The sequence below is a fragment of the Bacteroides caecigallinarum genome (genome assembly GCF_016902295.1).
Taxonomy (GTDB): domain Bacteria; phylum Bacteroidota; class Bacteroidia; order Bacteroidales; family Bacteroidaceae; genus Phocaeicola; species Phocaeicola caecigallinarum_A.
Genome location: NZ_JACJLQ010000012.1, coordinates 14,021 through 33,731 on the forward strand (window position 1 = coordinate 14,021; position 19,711 = coordinate 33,731).

Here is a 19,711-nt window from a genome sequence, read left to right on the forward strand (position 1 = left end):
AAAAATAGTAAAAGTTTCTCTAATAGGTTTCTTTTTGATATAAAATGTTATTCTTCTTTAGCTGTAAAGCGTTTTATTATGTTATAAGCCGAGAAAATTCCCAACTCGCCCGCCTTACTCAAATCCTGTATTCCAAGCCGGTTGTTTCCAAGGAAAATATGTGTCAGTCCCCTGTTGAAATAAGCATCAGCAAGGTTAGGCTCTATTTCCAACACTTTATTATAATCGGCGATAGCCCCTCTGTAATCCTTCATTATAGTCAGTATGTTAGCTCTGTTATAATAAGCATATACAAAATCAGGAGCCAGCTCAATCACTTTATCCAGATCCTCGCGTATTTTTGCATAATCCAAAGATTTAACCTGAGCTGTCTTTTCATCTGTCAACATAATTTCGAAACTCTTTTCACGTTTTCTGTACTCCAATTCCTTGTAATGAATCAAAGCACGGCTGAAATATGCGGGGAAGAAAGTACTGTCTCTACTTATGCATTCATTCAGGTCGTTAATTGCATTATCAAAATCCTGTACAAGATAAAAATCCAAAGCACGAGCATAATAGTTCAACGCATAACCAGGATTATTGGCTATTGATGCCGACAAGAGGTCAATGGAATTGAAATGTTCTTTTACCTGCAATTCGCTAAGAGGCATTTCATTGTTGGTAATGATAAGCCTGTTAGGGAACAAACGCTTCTCATTCATCTGTGCAATAAGTTTGCTGAAGTTCACCTGTTGTCTCACCTCATCCTTGCGTTCGTAATAAGTAAGCGCAAACATAGGCTGAGGTAGTATATTGATATTCTTATCCTGTACCCTTCCACGATAGTTTGTCCTGTATTTGCTATCCGTATCATCATTGTCGGCGACAACTATCTTACGGTAGTTATTCATATTCTTATCCGACTTCTTTCTTGTCTTGTCGTTCGAAGCCGTATTATTCTTGTTACCGTTCTGTGCTTCAATCTGAGCCTTTAACACAACTACTTCGTCTGCGTCAGCCCTCCTCAAATCTCCCATTTTCCTATACGCCTCTGCCCTACACTGGTAGCCAGGTATAAAGTTCGGATATTCGTCAAGCACAGATGTATAATCATCTACAGCTCCTTTGTAGTCGCCTGTTTTGCTTCTTAGCAATCCTCTGTTGAAAGCGGCCATCAAATTGTCTGGTTCCACACTCAAGACAAAGTCAAAATCTTCAATTGCTCTATTGTCATCTCCTACTTGAGCTCTTAATAGTCCACGGTTATAATGTCCAATAAGATTGCTTTTATCTATCTCGAGCGCAATATCGTAGTCCGACATAGCACCGCGCAAATTGTTCTGGTAATACCTGGTCAAAGCCCTGCTTATATATATACCGGAATTTTTAAAAGAAAGTCTTGCCGCCTCATCGAAATCAGATTCAGCTTCGGCATATTTACTGCGCTGCATAAAGAGAACAGCTCTTGAAGCCCACGGGTCAGGATTATACCGGTCTATTTCGATAGCCCTGTCGGCATCCTTCATAGCCTGAATCGTATCTTTCATTTTCAAAGACACTTCAGTACGCATCAAATAAGCATCAGTATATTTCGGCGACAAAGAAATCAGGGTATCCAGTTCAGCTCTTGCGGTAGAATAGTCTTTTTTCTGAATTCTGCATAGTATAAGATTATGCCAAAACGCCTCATTCTCAGGTTCGATAGTCAACGCCTTACGGTAATCGGCTATCGCGCCATCAAAATTATCCTGGCGTATTCTTGAGATTCCCCTTATCTGATAAGTATTTGCCACGAACGGATTTCGTTCGATAGACTGGGTACAATCGGCCTCCGCCCCCTGCAGGTCATCCAAGTTCAGCTTTGCCAGTCCACGATAAAAGAACGGTTCAGCCAGATATGGTTTAGCATTGATTACCTGATTAAAATATTGTATTGACAATACATAATCTTCGAAATAGAGAGCGTTCTTACCTATTGTCATAACCCTGTCAGTATTGATTTGTGACAGGGAAACAACAGGCAACATCAAGCCTATATATAATATGTATAGAAGCTTTCTTATCATTTTACAGTCTTCACCTTGTAAGCACAACGGGCTTTTCCTTCAACCATTTTGTTCAGTTTTCCTTTTATCATCTGTTTTCTAAGTGGAGACAGATGGTCGATGAACATCGTACCGTCCAAATGGTCGAACTCATGCTGCATTACTCTTGCAAGATAACCTTCAACCCATTCATCGTGCGGATTAAGGTCTTCGTCAAGATAAGTGACATGTATTTTGTCAGGTCGTTTAACACTTTCATGTACTCCAGGCAGACTCAGGCAACCTTCTTCCATAGATACCATTTCCTCTCCTGTTTCTATAATATGAGCATTAATGTAAGCCTTACGGAAATCCTTGAACTCAGGCATATCATCCGAAAGAACATCAAGGTTTATTACTACAACACGAATAGGCAAACCTATCTGTGGAGCTGCAAGACCTACACCATCGGCACGGTCCATTGTCTCAAACATGTTTGCAATCAATTCTTTCAGATTAGGATAATCGGGTGTTATATCTTCTGCCTCCTGACGTAAAACAGGTTGGCCATATACGTAAATAGGTAAAATCATCTTTATATTTTTATTAAGTTATTAATATTTTCGCGATTCAAGATACGACTGCAGAATTATAGTCGCACTGATTTCGTCCACCAAAGCCTTGTTCTGCCTGTCCTTCTTTTTAAGTCCACCAGCCAGCATAGCCTGATGAGCCAACACGGAAGTAAACCTTTCATCCACAAATTCCACAGGAATGTCAGGCAGCATTTTTTTCAGTCTGTTTACAAATGGAATTATGTTCTTCATGTTTTCCGAATCCTCATAATTCATCTGCCGGGGGTGACCAATGATAATACGCTCGACTTTTTCCTTGCCGACATAATTCTTTATGAAATCTGCCAGTTCGTGTGTAGGCACAGTAGTAAGCCCGCTTGCAATAATCTGCATCGGGTCCGTCACTGCAAGCCCGGTACGCTTACGTCCATAATCTATAGCTAAAATTCGACTCATAAGTGGCAGCAAATTTACAAATTAATTCATTACCACATTATATATATAACTTAAAAAATCCTACGATACGATTAATACACAAGTCCTACATTGTCAAGCCACAGAGTATTTCCAGGCGAACCCACATAAGCTCCGCCTATACTTGAAGTGAACTGAACAATCAGGTGTGTAGGAGTTTCATCCTTGTCAGCCCATCCAGTTTCCTTTATCATAACGCTTTCTCCTTTACTGTTTCTGGCATGATATCCGCCGGTTCCGAGCGCCATAAGCTCAGGTACATATCTGCTGTCTTTCGTTATATCGCCATACATTATTTCGTAAGTGGCGCCATCTACCCAGTCAGACGAAGCTGTATATTTCACAGCAGCAGTTCCTATTCGTTTTGCTATGATATTACCTTCGGCATCCTCTGTCCTTTTCTGGAGGAAACATACCATTATAGCAGCATCTTTACCTTTCACCACCGACTTCTTGCTGAAACCTGTCATACGTATCCTATCCTGTGCGCCTGAAGCCTTGACTTTATAATCATAACGGATTGCTTTCGGGCGTTTCGTAAAAGGCACACCACAGTTCAATGCCTTCTCACCATCTTTTGTTCCGGTAATAGGCTCCTTTATATCACCAAGAAACATTGAGCCAGATGCAAGAACCGTTATATTAACTATTCCCAGAACCTTTACGCTTTCGATGTGAGTCTCAAGACGGGCACATTTTCCAGAGTTCCTTTTCTCAGGATATACACTTGTGTTAGTCTTTACTATTCCCACTACTTTGGCCATAATATTTGAGTTTCCCCACGGACACCCATCTTGGTTAACATAAGGTTCGTTACCGTCAATTTTCTTTTCAGGACCAAGCTCATACAGATATTTTACATTTCCACCGATAATCGCAGATTCTTCAATACGCCTCGTAATCCAATGGTCCATATCACCATATTTGAACAATTCGAATTTTTCCTGCGCCATAGCCGACACAGCAAGCATAGCGCAAATTATACAAACGTAATACCTATTCATAATTTAATAATAAACAAAAATCGAGTTACAAATGTACAAAAAAAAGCGATAGCAGATATGCCATCGCTTATAATATGATAATTAGGATAATAAATCCGAGCTAAATGCTACATTAATATACACGGTATAACAACCATGATCCCTGGAAATCCTGACGGTTAGGATATTTAGCCTTGAAAGCATCTCTTGCAGCGGCAGCCTCTTCTCTTGTATCGAAAGAAGCTACAATAACGCGGTACATGTTACGTTCTGCGTTATATACAACTTTTGCATTGTAACCCTGTCCATCAAGTGTAGATTTCAAGCCATCAGCATTGGCTTTAACACCAAAGCTACCGCATACTACACTGAAAGCCTTAAGTCCGTCGCCTGAAACAAGTTCAACTTTTTCTTCACGGACAGGAGCAGGAGAAACAGGAGCAGGAGTCTGAACTACAGGAGCAGCCTCAACAACAGGGGCAGTTTCCACAACAGCTTCCTGATTATTTGCGGCTTCAGCAAGTTCGTTCTGTTTAGCTTTTTCGTATGCTTTCTTATAAGCACTCTCACTCGACTTACAGGAAGTAAATGCCATTACAAGGCACAATCCGAATCCTAATACGAATAATTTTTTCATGTCGTTTTTATATTTATTTGATTTATAAATTTCCGTTATTTTGCTTTGCGCGACAAAAATACTAATATAAAGCTTTCATTGCAGTTAAAAACAGTTAATTATACGCTTATTCAAATATAATGATAATTTTTTACGGACAAAGATAGACAAAATACAATCTTTTTTATTAGATTTGTAGAAACCAAATTACAAACCAGTATATGATGCCGCAAATAAATGTACTGTTTGCTGGTTAACAACCGTTTTTAAGCTACAATACTTTTTTTCAAAGCATCATACACACAGATAAAACATAATTATCATGAAAGCATTAAACATTGTAGCTGCATTCTTAGGCGGATTGGCCATTGGTGCGGCAGCCGGAATCTTATTCGCTCCGGAAAAAGGCGAAGACACTCGTAAAAAAATTGCTGAAATCCTTCGCCAGAAAGGAATCAGACTGAACCGTGCTGAAATGGAAGACTTGGTTGACCAGATTGCAGCAGAAGTAAAAGATGCCGAGTAAAAAGACAAACAGGCAGGCAGACTGTAGCACAAAAGTCTGTCAAGTTAAGGAATTGAGAAAAACTCACTAGGGATTTTAAAAGGAAAAGCCGCTCACGCACAATGCGACTGACGGAACTTCCTTTTAAATTTCCCTTTTTTATTAATCGCAAAGTAAAGAAACAAATATGTTTGCCAACGATAAAAGCATTGACAATCTGGAAGCGTTATTCAAAGAAATAAAGAAATACATAGAGCTTCAGGGACAATACATAAAACTTGACCTGGTAGAGAAACTGACGATACTGATTTCCACACTCATACTGATATGTATCCTCATAGTATTGGGCATGACAGCTTTATTCTATTTTTCATTCATGCTGGTATATACAATAGATTCGTTTGTCAACAACATAATTGCAAGTTACGCCATTATCGGGTGCTGCATATTAATAATAGGAATTGTAATCTACGCACTGAGGAAAAAAATTATTTTCCAACCTATGGTAAACTTCCTTGCGAAACTTTTCCTTGAAGATAAAGATGGAACTAACTCTTAACATACCACTATCATGAACAATAACACCAAATACAGCATACAGGACATTACGGAAAGAAAAAACAACAAAAAGTCAGAACTAAGTGCTTCGAAGAAAAAAATACAGGAACTGACACAGAATTTATTCTCCCCGCCGGAAGCAAAAAACAAAATGGACCTGATGATGCACCATTTCAATACCGGTATGGCCGCATACGATGGAATCATGACCGGAGTGAAAATATATAAAAGGCTCAGGGCTGTTTTTTCAAGAAAAAAATACAACAAGACTTAAACGAAAGACATGATTATCCGGTAATTTTCAGAAAACATTTACTGGCAAGTACCGGATAATTATAACTAAACTAACATTATAAAAACTAAAATATCAGTAGCGGCAAATGTTATTTTTATTATGTTTGTGCAGTAATTCTTAATTATATAACAACAAACAATTAAATTCTTATGAAAAAAAATTGGAAAATAATCACTGTGATAGCTGTCATTGTAATCGCAGTATTATACAGCATTTCTACTTACAACTCATTGGTTTCACAGGACGAAACAGTAAGCACGGCATGGAGCAATGTTGAAAACCAGTATCAGCGGAGAGCCGACCTGATTCCTAACCTGGTAAACACAGTAAAAGGTTATGCCGCACACGAGAAAGAGACACTCGACGCAGTGGTATCAGCAAGGGCAAAAGCCACACAAAACACTGTAAGCATTGACGACCTCACACCTGAAAAGCTTCAGGCATACCAGCGCGCACAAGGCGAGATAGGTGCAGCGCTTGGCCGACTGCTTGCCATAACAGAAAACTATCCTGACCTTAAAGCCAACGAAAACTTCCAGGCTTTGCAGGCACAGCTCGAAGGCACAGAAAACAGAATCAGCGTTGAACGCAGAAAATTCAACGAGACAGCAAAGGCTTACAACACAACTATCCGCCGCTTCCCTAAAAACATCATAGCCGGACTTTTCGGATTCGAGAAACGCCCATATTTCGAAGCAGCCGAAGGTTCCGAAAAAGCGCCTGAAGTAAAATTCTGATAAAACTATGAGAAAACTGCATTTCGTAGCAATACTGCTCGCATTGTGTTGCTGCATGACGGTAGCTGCAAAAGAATATAAGGTAGAAGATGTCCCAATGGTACATCTTATGGACCGTACACGCTACGTCAGCAATCCTGACAATATTCTTTCCGCCTCTACTGTCGCCGCCATAGACACCACACTTTTTTCACTGGAGCAGAAGACAGGAATACAGGTTCTTGTAGTAGCCGTAGAACAAATTGAAGGCGGCGATTGTTTTGATTTCGCATACCGCCTCGGTCAGGAAAACGGAGTAGGACAAAAGGAAAAGGACAACGGATTGGTGATACTCCTCGTAACCGGCGAACGCTGCATACAGTTTGCCACAGGATACGGACTTGAAGCTGTACTGCCAGATGCTATCTGCAAGAAAATACAGGTGAGATACATGAACAAGGCATTCTCGCAAGGCAATTGGGATGCAGGAATGCTTGCCGGAATAAAAGCCGTCAGAGGATACCTTGATGGAGAAAGCGGATCTCCGGACAACCCAAATTCCGGCTCAGGCGAAGATTCCTGGCTGCTATTCCTACTGCTTTTCGGTGTCATTGGATTTACAATGTTCTATCTATGGCTTAACATCCGCAGGCAGAGACGCTGTCCGCAATGCCACAAACAGACAATGAAAGTCATTTCCAGACGCACCATAGGCAAATATCCTACATACCATATCGAAGAAATAGTGTCATGCTGCTCAAACTGCGGACACTACGTACGCAAAGAACAGCGTGTGGACGATGAAAACAACCATCATCACGGACGACGAAGCGGACCATTCGGTGGAGGTATCTTCATGGGAGGAGGATTCGGACGAGGCGGCGGCTTTGGAGGCGGTGGCTTCGGTGGAGGAAGTTTCGGTGGTGGTAGCTTCGGCGGCGGTGGTGCCGGAAGTAAATTCTAATCCGTTAGTACTTACACTTCCTTCTGCAAACTATAGTATGCAGCTCTTCACACTTAAGTTTGACGCACTACACACTATAGTTTGACGCATTACACACTATAGTTTGAAGACAAATTTGCCGGATTATTTCGGCTGTAAGTTTGGGAATCAACTAACCACAAATACATTAATATAATAGAACAAGATACAATGTACAACAACACATTTGGAAATATATTCCGTCTGACAAGCTTCGGCGAATCTCACGGAAAAGGCATAGGAGGAGTAATAGACGGCTTCCCTGCAGGAATACATATAGATATGGATTTCATCCAGAAAGAACTCGACAGAAGAAAACCGGGACAATCCGCCATAACAACCGCTCGCAAAGAATCGGATCAGGTGGAATTTCTGTCAGGAATATACGACGGAATATCTACTGGATGCCCTATAGGTTTCATGGTATGGAACACCAACCAACACTCAAGCGACTATGACAATATGAAGGATGTATTCCGTCCGTCGCATGCCGATTTCACATATACTCAGAAATACGGACTGCGCGACCATCGCGGAGGAGGTCGTTCGTCAGCCCGAGAAACAATCTCAAGAGTTGTGGCAGGAGCATTGGCTAAATTGGCTCTGAAGCAACTTGGAGTTGAGATTACGGCATATACTTCGCAGGTTGGTGAGCTGAAACTCGAAAAAGACTATAATTCATACGATTTAAGCGAGATTGAAAAGAATCCGGTAAGATGTCCGGACCCGGAAATGGCAAAGACAATGGCCGACCTTATTTTCAAGATAAAGGGTGAAGGCGACACCATAGGAGGAACCGTGGACTGCGTAATCAAGGGATGCCCCATCGGTCTGGGACAACCTGTATTCGGAAAACTACATGCCGCACTCGGAAATGCCATGCTTTCAATAAACGCCGCAAAAGGATTCGAATACGGACAGGGATTCGGCAGCATGAACATGAAAGGCAGCCAGCAGAATGACATTTTCTATAACGACAATGGCAAGATAGCTTTCCGCACAAACCGCTCCGGAGGTATTCAAGGCGGTATAAGCAACGGACAGGACATTTACTTCAAGGTTGCTTTCAAGCCGGTTGCAACAGTGCTCATGGAACAGCCCACTGTGGACAAAGACGGCAACGAAACAATCCTTAAAGCGAGAGGACGACATGACCCGTGCGTACTCCCGAGGGCAGTACCTATAGTGGAAGCTATGGCAGCCATGACCATACTCGATTATTATCTGTTAAACAAAACAACCACTCTATAACCATGGAAATAAAGAAATACATTGAAGAAAACGAACAGCGTTTCATCGACGAACTTTTCAGTCTGATACGCATACCGAGCATCAGTGCCCTGCCACAGCATAAGGAAGACATGCTGGCATGCGCCGAAAGATGGAGACAGCTACTCATCGAAGCGGGCGCAGACGAGGCCATGATAATGCCATCGAAAGGCAACCCACTGGTATATGCTGAAAAGAGAGTCAGTCCTGACGCTCCTACCGTACTGATATATTCACACTACGACGTGATGCCTGCCGAACCTCTTGAACTTTGGAAAAGCAACCCGTTTGAACCGGAAATAAGGGACGGACACATCTGGGCCAGAGGTGCCGACGACGACAAAGGTCAAGCTATGATTCAGGCCAAGGCATTCGAATATATGGTGCGCGAAGGACTATTGAAACACAACGTAAAATTCATTTTCGAAGGAGAAGAGGAAATAGGTTCACCAAGTCTGAATGCATTCCTCAAAGAACACAAGGAACTGCTGAAAGCTGACGTGATATTAGTGTCGGATACAAGTATGCTTGGCAAGGATCTTCCGTCACTCACTACAGGACTTCGCGGACTGGCATATTGGGAGATAGAAGTCACAGGTCCTAACCGCGACCTGCATTCAGGACACTTCGGCGGTGCCGTGGCAAATCCTATCAACATATTGTGCAGCATGATAGACAAGATTACTGATACCGACGGACGCATCACCGTTCCTCATTTCTACGATGATGTTGAGGACGTACCTGCTGAAGAACGCAAGATGATAGCAAGTATCCCGTTCGACGAAGGTAAATACATGAAAGCTATCGGAGTCAAAGCGTTGAAGGGAGAAAAAGGCTATTCTACACTCGAGCGCAACAGCTGCCGCCCATCGTTCGACGTATGCGGTATCTGGGGAGGATATACTGACGAAGGCTCAAAGACTGTGCTTCCGTCGAAGGCATACGCAAAAGTTTCGTGCCGACTTGTACCTCACCAGAACCACGAAAAGATTTCGCAGTTGTTTGTTGACTATATCAACGAAATAGCTCCTGAATACGTGCAGGTGAAAGTAACACCTATGCATGGTGGCGAAGGCTATGTATGCCCTATCACCCTTCCTGCATATAAGGCAGCCGAGAAGGGATTCGAAAAAGCTTTCGGCAAGAAACCGTTGGCAGTGCGCCGCGGAGGAAGTATTCCTATCATAAGCGATTTCGAACAGATTCTTGGAATAAAGACAGTGCTGATGGGATTCGGACTTGAAAGCAACGCCATCCATTCGCCAAACGAGAATTTCCCTCTCGACATATTCCGAAAAGGAATTGAAGCAGTGGTTGAGTTCCATAAGGAATACAGCGGTCAGCTATGAACTTTAAATAAAGACAAAATGAGTAATACAAGCAATAATCAAGGAAGAGCATATGAATTTATATGCTTACATTCTTTATTTAATGCAATTTCTAAAATCCGTAAAGCAAAAATTATAAGAAATAGCAGCTATGATGCGGCTGAAAATGCATGGAATACACTTAGTATTGCAGAAAAAAGCCTTTATACACTTAGTGCAAACTCTACAATTGATACTATATTCGCACTTGAACCCAATATTATTGAAATAAGTTCCGATGAAGTAAACCTTTATATACAAATTGACAGACGAGGAGAAGAAGCAGATGTACGGGATATAATCATTGAAAGACAGGATATAATCTGGGAAATAGGCTTGAGTATAAAGCACAATCATATGGCAGTGAAACACAGTCGTATAGCTAAAACATTGGATTTTGGAACAAAATGGTATGGAGTTCCATGTTCAAAGACCTATTGGGATAATATTAAACCTACTTTTGATTTCTTGGAAGAAGAAAAAAACAAAGGAACTCTTTTCCGTGATCTTAAATCAAAAGAAGATCAAGTGTATCTTCCTCTTCTAAATGCTTTTGTAAAAGAAATAACTCTACAGGTCAATAAAAACAAAAATATTCCAAAAAGAATGATAGAGTACCTTTTAAGCAAATATGATTTCTATAAGGTTATAAGCATTGACAGCAAACGGTTGACAACTATCCAATCATTCAATATATATGGAACATTAAATCGTCCAAGCAAAGTAGAAGAACCTAAAATTAAAGTTCCTGTTATAAACTTACCTACAAACCTTTTACACATTGGATTTAAGCCTCGGAGTAAAACAACTGTTATTATGTGTTTTGATAATGGATGGCAATTTTCATTTAGAATACATAATGCTAAAGATTTAATTGAAACCTCGTTGAAGTTTGATATTCAAATTGTCGGTATGCCAAGTGATGTCAATATAAAATATAACTGCAGATGGTAAAAAATTTGTTTATAAAAATTTCTTTTATATCGGTTTTAATCATTGTAATTCTACATTAAGGTAAACCATATTAATTACAACAAAACATTTATATTCCATAAAGAAAAAACATACCTATAAAAATGAATCTTATCAGTTTATTTTCCGGTGCCGGAGGACTTGACAAAGGCTTTCACAATGCCGGTTTTCGTACAGTTATTGCGAACGAATTTGACCCCAAAATATGCCCGACATTTAAAGCTAATTTCCCTAACACCTATCTTATTGAAGGTGATATTAGAAATGTAAAAGAAAGTGAGTTCCCAGAACACATCACAGGTATAATAGGCGGTCCTCCTTGTCAATCTTGGAGCGAAGCTGGCAGTCTTAGAGGTATAGAAGATGCACGTGGTCAGTTATTCTACGAATACATTAGAATTTTGAAAGCAACCCAACCATTATTCTTTGTAGCAGAAAATGTTTCAGGCATGTTAGCAAAACGTCATTCTGAAGCAGTTCAAGGTTTCATGAAACTATTTGATGAAGCAGGTTATGATGTTAATCTTAAAATGTTAAATGCCAATGATTTTGATGTTCCTGAAGATCGGGATAGAGTATTTTATATTGGATTTCGTAAGGACTTAAATATTCATGATTTTGAATATCCCACTCCATGCAAACATAAACCTGTTCTACGTGAATATATTTGGGATTTAAAAGATAACGCAATTCCTGCTCTTGAAAAGAATAAAACAAATGGAGACAAGTGTGTTGTTCCAAATCATGAATATTTTATTGGTGCATACTCTCCAATCTTCATGTCACGTAATAGAGTAAGAAGCTGGGACGAACCAGGATTCACAGTCCAAGCAAGTGGTCGTCAATGCCAATTACATCCTCAGGCTCCTAAAATGATAAAAATTGGGAAAAACGAACAAATATTTGTTCCGGGCAAAGAACATTTGTATAGAAGAATGTCTGTGCGTGAAGTTGCAAGAGTACAAACATTCCCCGACGACTACGTATTTCTTTATACGGATGTCAACATTGGTTATAAAATGATAGGAAACGCTGTTCCTGTAAATCTTGCTTACCATGTAGCCATGAGTATTCGTGCTACACTTGATAAGCATGGCATATATTATCAAAATTAATATGAATATAGTTTCACTTTTTGCCGGATGTGGTGGTCTTGACTTAGGATTTGAAATGGCTGGATTCAACGTAATATGGGCGAATGAATTTGATAAGACCATACATGAAACTTACAGTCTCAATCACCCTAATACAATATTGAACGCCTCTGATATAAGAAACATTAAAGGAACAGATATTCCTGAATGTGACGGAATTATAGGAGGACCACCATGTCAAGCCTGGAGTGAAGGTGGTAAACAGTTAGGACTTAATGATCCTCGAGGTCAAGTATTTCTCGAGTACATTAGAATTGTCAAAGAAAAACAACCAAAATTTTTCGTAATTGAAAATGTTCAAGGCATATTAGATGATAAACATAAAGAGTCTTTGAATATGTTCATTAGATTACTGAAAGAAGCCGGTTATAAAATTAATTATGAAATTTTAAATGCTGCGAATTACAGAATACCTCAGGATAGATTTCGTGTTTTCTTCATTGGAATAAGAAAAGACCTTAAAAATAATTTTAAGTTCCCTGATGCAATAAACAGTTCACCTATTACACTTCGTCAAGCCATTGGAGATATTAAAGAAGAACCCATTTATTATAACAATGAAATTGTAATAATAAATCAACAACGTCCTAATCATGATACTTTCAACGGTAATTATGACAGCAAATATATGTCAAGAAACAGAGTAAGATCATGGGATGAACCTTCATTTACAATTCAAGCACAAGCAAGAAATACTCCACAACATCCCCAAGCTCCTAAAATGGTATACGAATCAGATAATAAACGTTCTTTCGCAAAAGGATATGAAAATCTATATAGAAGATTAAGTGTAAGAGAATGTGCCAGGATACAAACATTCCCTGATAATTTCATCTTTAAATACTCAGACATTAAAGATGGATATAAGATGGTCGGTAATGCAGTACCACCACGATTAGCAAAACAAATTGCTATTCAAATAAAAAGGGCTTTTTCAGATTGTATTGCAGGTAATCGAATTCCAATTTTAACCAATGCCCAACATATAAAAAAAATACCTGTCAACAATATTGCAGCACAATATTCCTATGGTATCATAAACAAACTGATTGGGAATAATATTTATAATCTTAACATGGAAAAACATGTCTTAATCAGTATTATTTCAAAAGAGAACCTCAGTGTATATCTTGACAAATCTGCAAAAAAATATTATACAGGTAAGAACTTTCCTTCGACTATTAACCTAAAAAATCTCTTTTACTTTATGCCATATATAAAAGGAAGAGGAATAAAGGATTTATACATAATCAAGACAGCCAGAATAGGTACGAAACAAGAAATTCATCCTGAATGTCTTGATAATGATTATCGGATTATATTTGAAATAGAGTATGTAAAACAATTATTTAAAAACTACAAGCCCATTCACTTGAATATTTGGCATACATTTACTGATACAATTCTCTCTGAACTTATTAAATTAAACACTATAGAAGAGACTGATTAAAACATAATGATTTGTTTTTAAACGAACCTACCCCATACAAAAAAATATCAATAAGATTTTACAGTATAAAAAATAAATTACAATTTACTCAAGTTCCGGTATGACCGAAACTTGAGTATTTATCAGTTTATTCACTGCAAACTTACCACCCCAATCTTTTTCTTTCCATCCATTTTCACGGTTAGAGGTTTCTCAAATCTTACCCAACGCAGATACTTTGTTTCCTCCACGGCAGGCAGACTGTCAAGATACTCCTGATTGTATATTCCGTCGTTCATGAATGCGTTTATCGTGAAATATCCCACGCCGAATGATGTCAGATTCTGGAAGAAGTGAGTTCCCTGGCTCGGATCAACACGATAGTTTGTCAGGCCCGCCTCAACAATTATTCTTGCAGCAGAGATGTTAGGCCACTTTACCGGTATGCCTAACCACGTATCGCTACTACCCCATCTTCCCGGACCAACAAGAACATAATGCTTTCCCTCGTCGAGGAATTTTTTGTTCAGTTTCTCGATATCGTATGCAATAAGCTGATTGTTCGAAGCCGTATATCCATCGGTCTTTACATATATAATATCGCATATATCGTCCATCACACCATGTCCGAGCGAATTCTCGCTCTTAAGAATAATCTTATCCTCAGGAATCAGATTGAGGTCTTCGTCAAGGTCGGCCTTGATATCCACCATAGGACGAATCTGCAGCAGATAAAATACACCGCTTTTTTTGTTCGCATCGAAGTTTACCGCAAATTCTATCTCTACCGGACGGCGCATCTCTCCCTGACCGTATTTCTGTGCCAACTGCAACAGCCTTGCAAGCGGGAACACGTCATGCTGAAGTATATTGGCAAATGTTATAAGTTTTCGTCCACCGGGGTATATACCGTCACGTATAACCATGTCGTACGGATCGTAAGTGGAAGCTATATAGTTCAATGAGCCATCATCTTCGGCATCCTTTACATTAAGTTTCAATAAATTAAAACCATCGTCGAGAGAGAAGTTATGCCCCATGTTTTTAAGGTCGAGAGCATAGAAGCGTGTCTGTGTCTCGCGCAATGCAATCTCCATCTCGCTGGTTTGCAACACCTTATCAGGATGATAAGGACACACTCTCAACGTAAGTCCCCCATCGACTATATATTTTCCAAGTCCCAACGCAAGACTTACAGTTCCTTCCTCAGCCAGCTCGTCGTTTATTGGATAATAGTTTATTGAGCGTGCCACACCCGAGATAGCAGGATAATAACGGTCGCCGTATTGTGTACCGACTACCTCCTGAAGTATTACAGCCATCTTCTCCTGGTCTATGACGTTGCTCGTGGCCTGCATATAAGCCTTGCTGTCCTTGTAGAACACAGAGGCATAAACTCCCTTAATGGCATCGCTCAACATACGCAGCATCTCGTACTTATCTTCCAGATAAGGTATCATGTAGGTGGAATATATACCCGCAAACGGCTGATAATGCGAATCCTCAAGCAAACTGGACGAACGTATGGCTATAGGCGATTTTACTACATCGAAGAAAGCAAAGAAATCTTCTACAAGACGATCCGGCAACTTTGCTCTCAGGAATGCCTTGAGAATGACCTCATCGTCGGCATCGCTCAACGCAAGCTGGTAAAGACGGTTAGTGTCCATAAACTCGTCGAATATATCTGTACACAAGACCACAGTCTTTGGAATAGCTACTGACGCATTTTCAAAATCTTCGAAGTCCGGATGACGCTTTATGATATAGTCAATAAACGCCAGACCACGCCCTTTACCTCCCAACGAGCCTTCACCTATTCTGGCAAAGTTTGAGTAACGGTCGAAACGTTCGCGCTTGAATTCGGCTACCACGCCCTGGTTCTTCATCTTACGGTAGCGCACAATAGCTTCGAAAATAATCTGCCTGTGCGCGTCAAGGTCTTGAAGCGAATCCCAGGTAATTTGCTTAAGGAACTCGGCAACAGGAAATATTGCGCGCGAGTATAGCCAGCGCGACACATGATTACGGCTTATATGATAATGGAATGAATCGGCCGGAATGGAGAAAACTATATTCTGCAGTTCCTTAAGATTATGGACTCTGGCCACTTCCTCTTTTGTCTCAGGGTTGATAAATACGAAATCGCCGAAACCAAAGTTTTCCGAAACAGCCTCACGAAGGTCAATATTCATCTTCTTGGAATTCTTATCGATAAAAACAGCCTTGCATTCATCTGCATACTTGCGATTATCTTCCTCGGACGACTGAAGGATTAGAGGTACAAACGGGTCTCTATCACGTACCTCTTTGAGAAGCTTTACTCCCGCCAAAGGATCTATCTTGCCTTCATGCGGAAATCTTGCGTCGGATATTATACCCAATATGTTATTGCTGAACATTTCATACAGGTGCATTGCTTCCTCGTATGAGCGGGCAAGCACAATCTTAGGACGACCACGCATACGAAGTGTACGCTGATGCTCGTTCAGCGCCTCTGTCGCAAATTCCTGACTCTGCTTCAGGACAAACTTGTAAAGATTAGGAAGGACTGATGAATAGAAGCGGATTGAGTCCTCTACGAGCATTATCATCTGTACCCCCACTTCCTTGATGTCATGTTCGAGGTTCATCTTATCCTCGATAAGCTTTATAATAGACACAAGAAGGTCGGTATTTCCCAACCAGCAGAAAACATAGTCGAATATGCTTAAATCCTCATGTTCCATTCTTTCTTTTATGCCATGCGAGAATGGAGTAAGGACAATAATAGGAATATGCGGATATTTGGCCTTGATATCACGACCGATATCGAAAGTGTCGCTACTGTCTGTTCCAGGCATACATATCACAAGGTCGAACATGGTATTGCCCAACTGTTTCCATGTTTCTTCAGGAGTAGAGACCTGTGTGAAACGTGGAGGATACCTCAAACTCAGGTTCATATATTCAATGAAAATCTTTTCATCTATACGGCCGTCATCCTCAAGCATGAATGCATCGTACGGATTTGCCACCAGCAAAACGTTGAATATACGCTTTGTCATAAGATTGGCAAACTGTGTATCCTTAAAATAAAGAAGGTTTAACTTTAGCTTACTGAGCATAGTAAATATTGATTTATCTTGTTTCTAAAAAACAAAAATCGGCATTTATATCGGTATTTGCAATATAAAACGCAAATAAAATATAAAGTAAGTTACCATGAATTTACGGCAAATACACTTCAAGTTCCATCAGTACCGGCAAATGGTCGCTATATCCACCCTTATATCTCATACCGTTGTACGTCCTGAATGGCATGTCGCCGCCGAATTTTTCATCTTCTTCCATCAGAAAGGGAAAATCGAGTATTCTCACTTTGCCGTAATCTGTCCTTATGTTGCCGTTTCCAAGTAGATTACCATTCACAATCATCTGGTCTAAACTTCCCCACTCTCCACGATACTTATATGTTCCCGAAGGTTTCCCATCCATAAGATTATACAAATTACTGACTTCCGTTCTGCCAGACGGCTTCTGTGCCTTAAGTATCTCTACAAGTGATTTGTCATCAGGATAGTCATTAAAATCGCCCATTATTATAATATTGGGATTTAGCCTTGTACTCATAACACTGTCCGAAAGAGATTTCAGACACCTGGCAGCCATAATCCTGAAAGGTTCAGTCTTCAGTCTGCCTCCTGAACGCGACGGGAAATGTGCAAGAAACACATCGAGAGTATCTCCCGAAACTATCCTTCCTGAGACGTGAAGTATATCGCGAGTTGGCTTCCCACCTATTTCCTGAACAGGTACTCTTACAGTCTGACTTGCAAGAAGTCTGAAAGTATATGGCTGATATAACAAAAGGACATCTATTCCGCGTTCGTCCGGTGAGTCAGTCATCACATATTCATACCCTAATTCACGTAAAGGAGAATACTTAGTAAGAGTCTCGGCGCAATATTCATTTTCCACCTCACACAGTCCTATTATATCCGGAGCATTATCCATCGAAGCGGAATATATCACCTTGGATATGTTTACAGCCTTACTGAAATATTTCCTGTAATTCCATCCACGGGGACTGTCAGGTAGGAAATCAAAATCATTCTTTAAAGAATCATGACGACAATCGAAAAAGTTCTCTGTGTTATACTCCATCACTAAAAAACGCTGTTGGGCAGCAAGGCTCACCGTAATGAACCCTACTGCCCAACATAACAGCATTTTTCTTATAACCATTATCATGCTTTCGCAGGAATATTCTTAAGTACGTCAAGTAAATGTCTCCAGAACTTATCTACAGTCGGGATAAGCATCCTTTCGTCCGGTGAATGAACACCTCTCAAAGTAGGACCGAAAGATACCATATCAAGAGAAGGGTATTTCTCAAGGAACAGTCCGCATTCAAGACCAGCGTGAATGGCCTTCACTTTAGGCTCTGTAGCAAACAGTTTCTTATAGCTTTCTACTGCCACATTAAGAATTTCTGACGAAGGATTTGGTTTCCATCCAGGATAGCCGTCACCTGTAGTCACTGTCGCTCCACCAAGTTCGAATGCCGAACGCACTGTCTGCGACATGTCAATGCGTGAAGACAGAATAGAACTGCGCTGGCTTGTCACAACAACTATCTGTCCGTCTTTCATCTTTACAGAAGCTAAGTTTGAAGATGTTTCTACCAGACCTTCCATATCCTGACTCATAGCGAACACACCGTTATGCACGGCATGAATTGAATTAAGGAAATTCATCATAGCCTGTTTTTCAATAACCTGAGGCATAGCTGTCTCAGATTCAAGATCCATTTTTATATTAGGTTCAGTCACCGAAAATTCATTTTCCACCTCGGCAAGGAAGATATTCAGGTCAACGCGTACAGACTCTTTATCTTTCATCGGCACCGCACATACGGCATGAGCCTCGCGAGGTATGGCATTATGCAGGTTTCCACCGTCTATCTCAGCTATACGCAAATCATATCTTGCGGACAGCTGCATCAGATAACGATTGAGCAACTTATTTGCGTTAGCTCTTTTCTTATTGATGTCATCGCCCGAATGTCCACCGGTAAGTCCTTTCACAGTTACACTGAAGAAGAAATATCCTTCAGGTGAGTTTACCATCGGACAAGGAAATAAAGCTGTCGTACCAGCACCACCGGCACATCCTATAAACAGTTCGCCTTCGTCTTCCGAGTCAAGATTCAGAAGTATGTCGCCGTTCATAAAACCTTCTTTCAATGCAAATGCTCCTGTAAGACCTGTTTCTTCATCCACCGTGAACAGACATTCAACAGGACCATGCCGCAAATCATCTGATGCCAGTACAGCCAGCTGAGTTGCAACACCGATACCATTGTCCGCACCGAGAGTAGTACCTTTAGCCTTCAGCCATTCACCATCAATATATGTTTGGATTGGGTCGTTTTCGAAATCATGTACAGTATCATTATTCTTTTCGCAAACCATATCTATATGCGACTGCAGAATTACGGTCTTTCTGTCTTCCATTCCAGGAGTGGCATTCTTTTTTATCAGGACATTTCCGGCTTCATCCACTTTATATTCCAATCCTTTGCTTTCGGCAAAAGCGATAAGATAAGCACGGATTTTCTCTTCCTTTTTAGAAGGACGGGGAACCTGACATATTTCGTCGAAATAATGAAAAACAATCTTAGGAGTCAAATCTTTTACTTCCATAATAATCAGTATTAAGCATTTATGTATTTATTTTCTATGTAAAAATAAGTTAAATAAGCCGATTTACACCTTTATAATGACTTTTTTAAAAGCATTGTGAAGTTTTAATCGTAACAAAACTAT

18 protein-coding genes are annotated in these 19,711 nt (G+C 40.3%); 10 read left to right on the plus strand and 8 right to left on the minus strand.

Going from position 1 to position 19,711, the window contains the following annotated elements:
* Positions 1-47: 47 nt before the first annotated feature.
* The 5 genes from H6A27_RS05540 to H6A27_RS05560 all read right to left on the minus strand — a co-directional run bounded on the left by H6A27_RS05540 (position 48) and on the right by H6A27_RS05560 (position 4,675).
* Positions 48-2,048 (minus strand): tetratricopeptide repeat protein, encoded by a 2,001-nt coding sequence (locus H6A27_RS05540; RefSeq protein WP_204507990.1) that lies wholly within the window; start codon positions 2,046-2,048, stop codon positions 48-50.
* Positions 2,045-2,599 carry a peptide deformylase gene (gene def, locus H6A27_RS05545; RefSeq protein WP_204401263.1) on the minus strand — a complete coding sequence of 185 codons (555 nt, stop codon included), beginning with the start codon at positions 2,597-2,599 and terminating at the stop codon, positions 2,045-2,047. The genes H6A27_RS05540 and def overlap by 4 nt, the downstream gene beginning before the upstream one ends.
* A 21-nt stretch (positions 2,600-2,620) precedes the next feature.
* A complete protein-coding gene (gene ruvX / locus H6A27_RS05550; protein WP_204401265.1) occupies positions 2,621-3,037 on the minus strand; it encodes a Holliday junction resolvase RuvX in 417 nt (138 codons plus the stop codon).
* A 71-nt stretch (positions 3,038-3,108) separates the two neighbouring features.
* Positions 3,109-4,059 carry a PCMD domain-containing protein gene (locus H6A27_RS05555; protein WP_204507991.1) on the minus strand — a complete coding sequence of 317 codons (951 nt, stop codon included), beginning with the start codon at positions 4,057-4,059 and terminating at the stop codon, positions 3,109-3,111.
* Between the two features lie 112 nt (positions 4,060-4,171).
* The gene (locus tag H6A27_RS05560; protein ID WP_204401269.1) at positions 4,172-4,675 is read right to left on the minus strand and encodes an SPOR domain-containing protein; all 504 of its coding nucleotides are present in this window, start codon (positions 4,673-4,675) and stop codon (positions 4,172-4,174) included.
* Positions 4,676-4,976: 301 nt separating this feature from the next.
* Between H6A27_RS05560 and H6A27_RS05565 the strand changes: the two genes are divergently transcribed.
* The 10 genes from H6A27_RS05565 to H6A27_RS05610 all read left to right on the plus strand — a co-directional run bounded on the left by H6A27_RS05565 (position 4,977) and on the right by H6A27_RS05610 (position 13,922).
* Positions 4,977-5,180 carry a YtxH domain-containing protein gene (locus H6A27_RS05565; RefSeq protein ID WP_204401270.1) on the plus strand — a complete coding sequence of 68 codons (204 nt, stop codon included), beginning with the start codon at positions 4,977-4,979 and terminating at the stop codon, positions 5,178-5,180.
* Positions 5,181-5,346: 166 nt separating this feature from the next.
* Positions 5,347-5,718 carry a phage holin family protein gene (locus H6A27_RS05570; protein WP_204401272.1) on the plus strand — a complete coding sequence of 124 codons (372 nt, stop codon included), beginning with the start codon at positions 5,347-5,349 and terminating at the stop codon, positions 5,716-5,718.
* A 12-nt stretch (positions 5,719-5,730) separates the two neighbouring features.
* Positions 5,731-5,991, plus strand: a complete 261-nt coding sequence (locus tag H6A27_RS05575) for a hypothetical protein (protein WP_204507992.1) — start codon at positions 5,731-5,733, stop codon at positions 5,989-5,991.
* A gap of 170 nt (positions 5,992-6,161) precedes the next feature.
* Complete coding sequence (locus H6A27_RS05580; RefSeq protein ID WP_204401276.1) at positions 6,162-6,749, plus strand: LemA family protein; 588 nt, start codon at positions 6,162-6,164, stop codon at positions 6,747-6,749.
* A gap of 7 nt (positions 6,750-6,756) precedes the next feature.
* Complete coding sequence (locus H6A27_RS05585) at positions 6,757-7,692, plus strand: TPM domain-containing protein (protein WP_204507993.1); 936 nt, start codon at positions 6,757-6,759, stop codon at positions 7,690-7,692.
* A 189-nt stretch (positions 7,693-7,881) separates the two neighbouring features.
* The gene (gene aroC, locus H6A27_RS05590; RefSeq protein ID WP_204507994.1) at positions 7,882-8,961 is read left to right on the plus strand and encodes a chorismate synthase; all 1,080 of its coding nucleotides are present in this window, start codon (positions 7,882-7,884) and stop codon (positions 8,959-8,961) included.
* A 2-nt stretch (positions 8,962-8,963) separates the two neighbouring features.
* Positions 8,964-10,328 (plus strand): dipeptidase, encoded by a 1,365-nt coding sequence (locus H6A27_RS05595; protein ID WP_204507995.1) that lies wholly within the window; start codon positions 8,964-8,966, stop codon positions 10,326-10,328.
* 18 nt (positions 10,329-10,346) lie between these two features.
* The gene (locus tag H6A27_RS05600) at positions 10,347-11,300 is read left to right on the plus strand and encodes a HaeIII family restriction endonuclease (RefSeq protein WP_204507996.1); all 954 of its coding nucleotides are present in this window, start codon (positions 10,347-10,349) and stop codon (positions 11,298-11,300) included.
* Between the two features lie 122 nt (positions 11,301-11,422).
* Positions 11,423-12,433, plus strand: coding sequence for a DNA cytosine methyltransferase (locus tag H6A27_RS05605; protein ID WP_204507997.1), 1,011 nt, complete (start codon positions 11,423-11,425; stop codon positions 12,431-12,433).
* Positions 12,411-13,922: a DNA cytosine methyltransferase gene (locus H6A27_RS05610; protein WP_239469586.1), complete on the plus strand. Its 1,512-nt coding sequence runs from the start codon at positions 12,411-12,413 to the stop codon at positions 13,920-13,922. The genes H6A27_RS05605 and H6A27_RS05610 overlap by 23 nt, the downstream gene beginning before the upstream one ends.
* A gap of 131 nt (positions 13,923-14,053) precedes the next feature.
* On the opposite strand, the gene H6A27_RS05615 is transcribed toward H6A27_RS05610, so the two are convergent.
* The 3 genes from H6A27_RS05615 to H6A27_RS05625 form a co-directional block, all read right to left on the minus strand.
* Complete coding sequence (locus tag H6A27_RS05615; protein WP_204507998.1) at positions 14,054-17,008, minus strand: PEP/pyruvate-binding domain-containing protein; 2,955 nt, start codon at positions 17,006-17,008, stop codon at positions 14,054-14,056.
* 103 nt (positions 17,009-17,111) lie between these two features.
* Positions 17,112-18,134, minus strand: a complete 1,023-nt coding sequence (locus tag H6A27_RS05620; protein ID WP_455577796.1) for an endonuclease/exonuclease/phosphatase family protein — start codon at positions 18,132-18,134, stop codon at positions 17,112-17,114.
* A complete protein-coding gene (locus tag H6A27_RS05625) occupies positions 18,131-19,588 on the minus strand; it encodes an aminoacyl-histidine dipeptidase (protein WP_204507999.1) in 1,458 nt (485 codons plus the stop codon). Before H6A27_RS05625 ends, H6A27_RS05620 begins: the two co-directional genes overlap by 4 nt.
* Between the last annotated feature and the right edge of the window lie 123 nt (positions 19,589-19,711).

What these genes read in the sequence shown, in the direction of transcription:
- H6A27_RS05540 (WP_204507990.1), bottom strand. Translation starts at nt 2,048, where the DNA reads ATGATAAGAAAGCTTCTATACATATTATATATAGGCTTGATGTTGCCT.
- def (WP_204401263.1), bottom strand. Translation starts at nt 2,599, where the DNA reads ATGATTTTACCTATTTACGTATATGGCCAACCTGTTTTACGTCAGGAG.
- ruvX (WP_204401265.1), bottom strand. Translation starts at nt 3,037, where the DNA reads ATGAGTCGAATTTTAGCTATAGATTATGGACGTAAGCGTACCGGGCTT.
- H6A27_RS05555 (WP_204507991.1), bottom strand. Translation starts at nt 4,059, where the DNA reads ATGAATAGGTATTACGTTTGTATAATTTGCGCTATGCTTGCTGTGTCG.
- H6A27_RS05560 (WP_204401269.1), bottom strand. Translation starts at nt 4,675, where the DNA reads ATGAAAAAATTATTCGTATTAGGATTCGGATTGTGCCTTGTAATGGCA.
- H6A27_RS05565 (WP_204401270.1), top strand. Translation starts at nt 4,977, where the DNA reads ATGAAAGCATTAAACATTGTAGCTGCATTCTTAGGCGGATTGGCCATT.
- H6A27_RS05570 (WP_204401272.1), top strand. Translation starts at nt 5,347, where the DNA reads ATGTTTGCCAACGATAAAAGCATTGACAATCTGGAAGCGTTATTCAAA.
- H6A27_RS05575 (WP_204507992.1), top strand. Translation starts at nt 5,731, where the DNA reads ATGAACAATAACACCAAATACAGCATACAGGACATTACGGAAAGAAAA.
- H6A27_RS05580 (WP_204401276.1), top strand. Translation starts at nt 6,162, where the DNA reads ATGAAAAAAAATTGGAAAATAATCACTGTGATAGCTGTCATTGTAATC.
- H6A27_RS05585 (WP_204507993.1), top strand. Translation starts at nt 6,757, where the DNA reads ATGAGAAAACTGCATTTCGTAGCAATACTGCTCGCATTGTGTTGCTGC.
- aroC (WP_204507994.1), top strand. Translation starts at nt 7,882, where the DNA reads ATGTACAACAACACATTTGGAAATATATTCCGTCTGACAAGCTTCGGC.
- H6A27_RS05595 (WP_204507995.1), top strand. Translation starts at nt 8,964, where the DNA reads ATGGAAATAAAGAAATACATTGAAGAAAACGAACAGCGTTTCATCGAC.
- H6A27_RS05600 (WP_204507996.1), top strand. Translation starts at nt 10,347, where the DNA reads ATGAGTAATACAAGCAATAATCAAGGAAGAGCATATGAATTTATATGC.
- H6A27_RS05605 (WP_204507997.1), top strand. Translation starts at nt 11,423, where the DNA reads ATGAATCTTATCAGTTTATTTTCCGGTGCCGGAGGACTTGACAAAGGC.
- H6A27_RS05610 (WP_239469586.1), top strand. Translation starts at nt 12,411, where the DNA reads ATGGCATATATTATCAAAATTAATATGAATATAGTTTCACTTTTTGCC.
- H6A27_RS05615 (WP_204507998.1), bottom strand. Translation starts at nt 17,008, where the DNA reads ATGCTCAGTAAGCTAAAGTTAAACCTTCTTTATTTTAAGGATACACAG.
- H6A27_RS05620 (WP_455577796.1), bottom strand. Translation starts at nt 18,134, where the DNA reads ATGATAATGGTTATAAGAAAAATGCTGTTATGTTGGGCAGTAGGGTTC.
- H6A27_RS05625 (WP_204507999.1), bottom strand. Translation starts at nt 19,588, where the DNA reads ATGGAAGTAAAAGATTTGACTCCTAAGATTGTTTTTCATTATTTCGAC.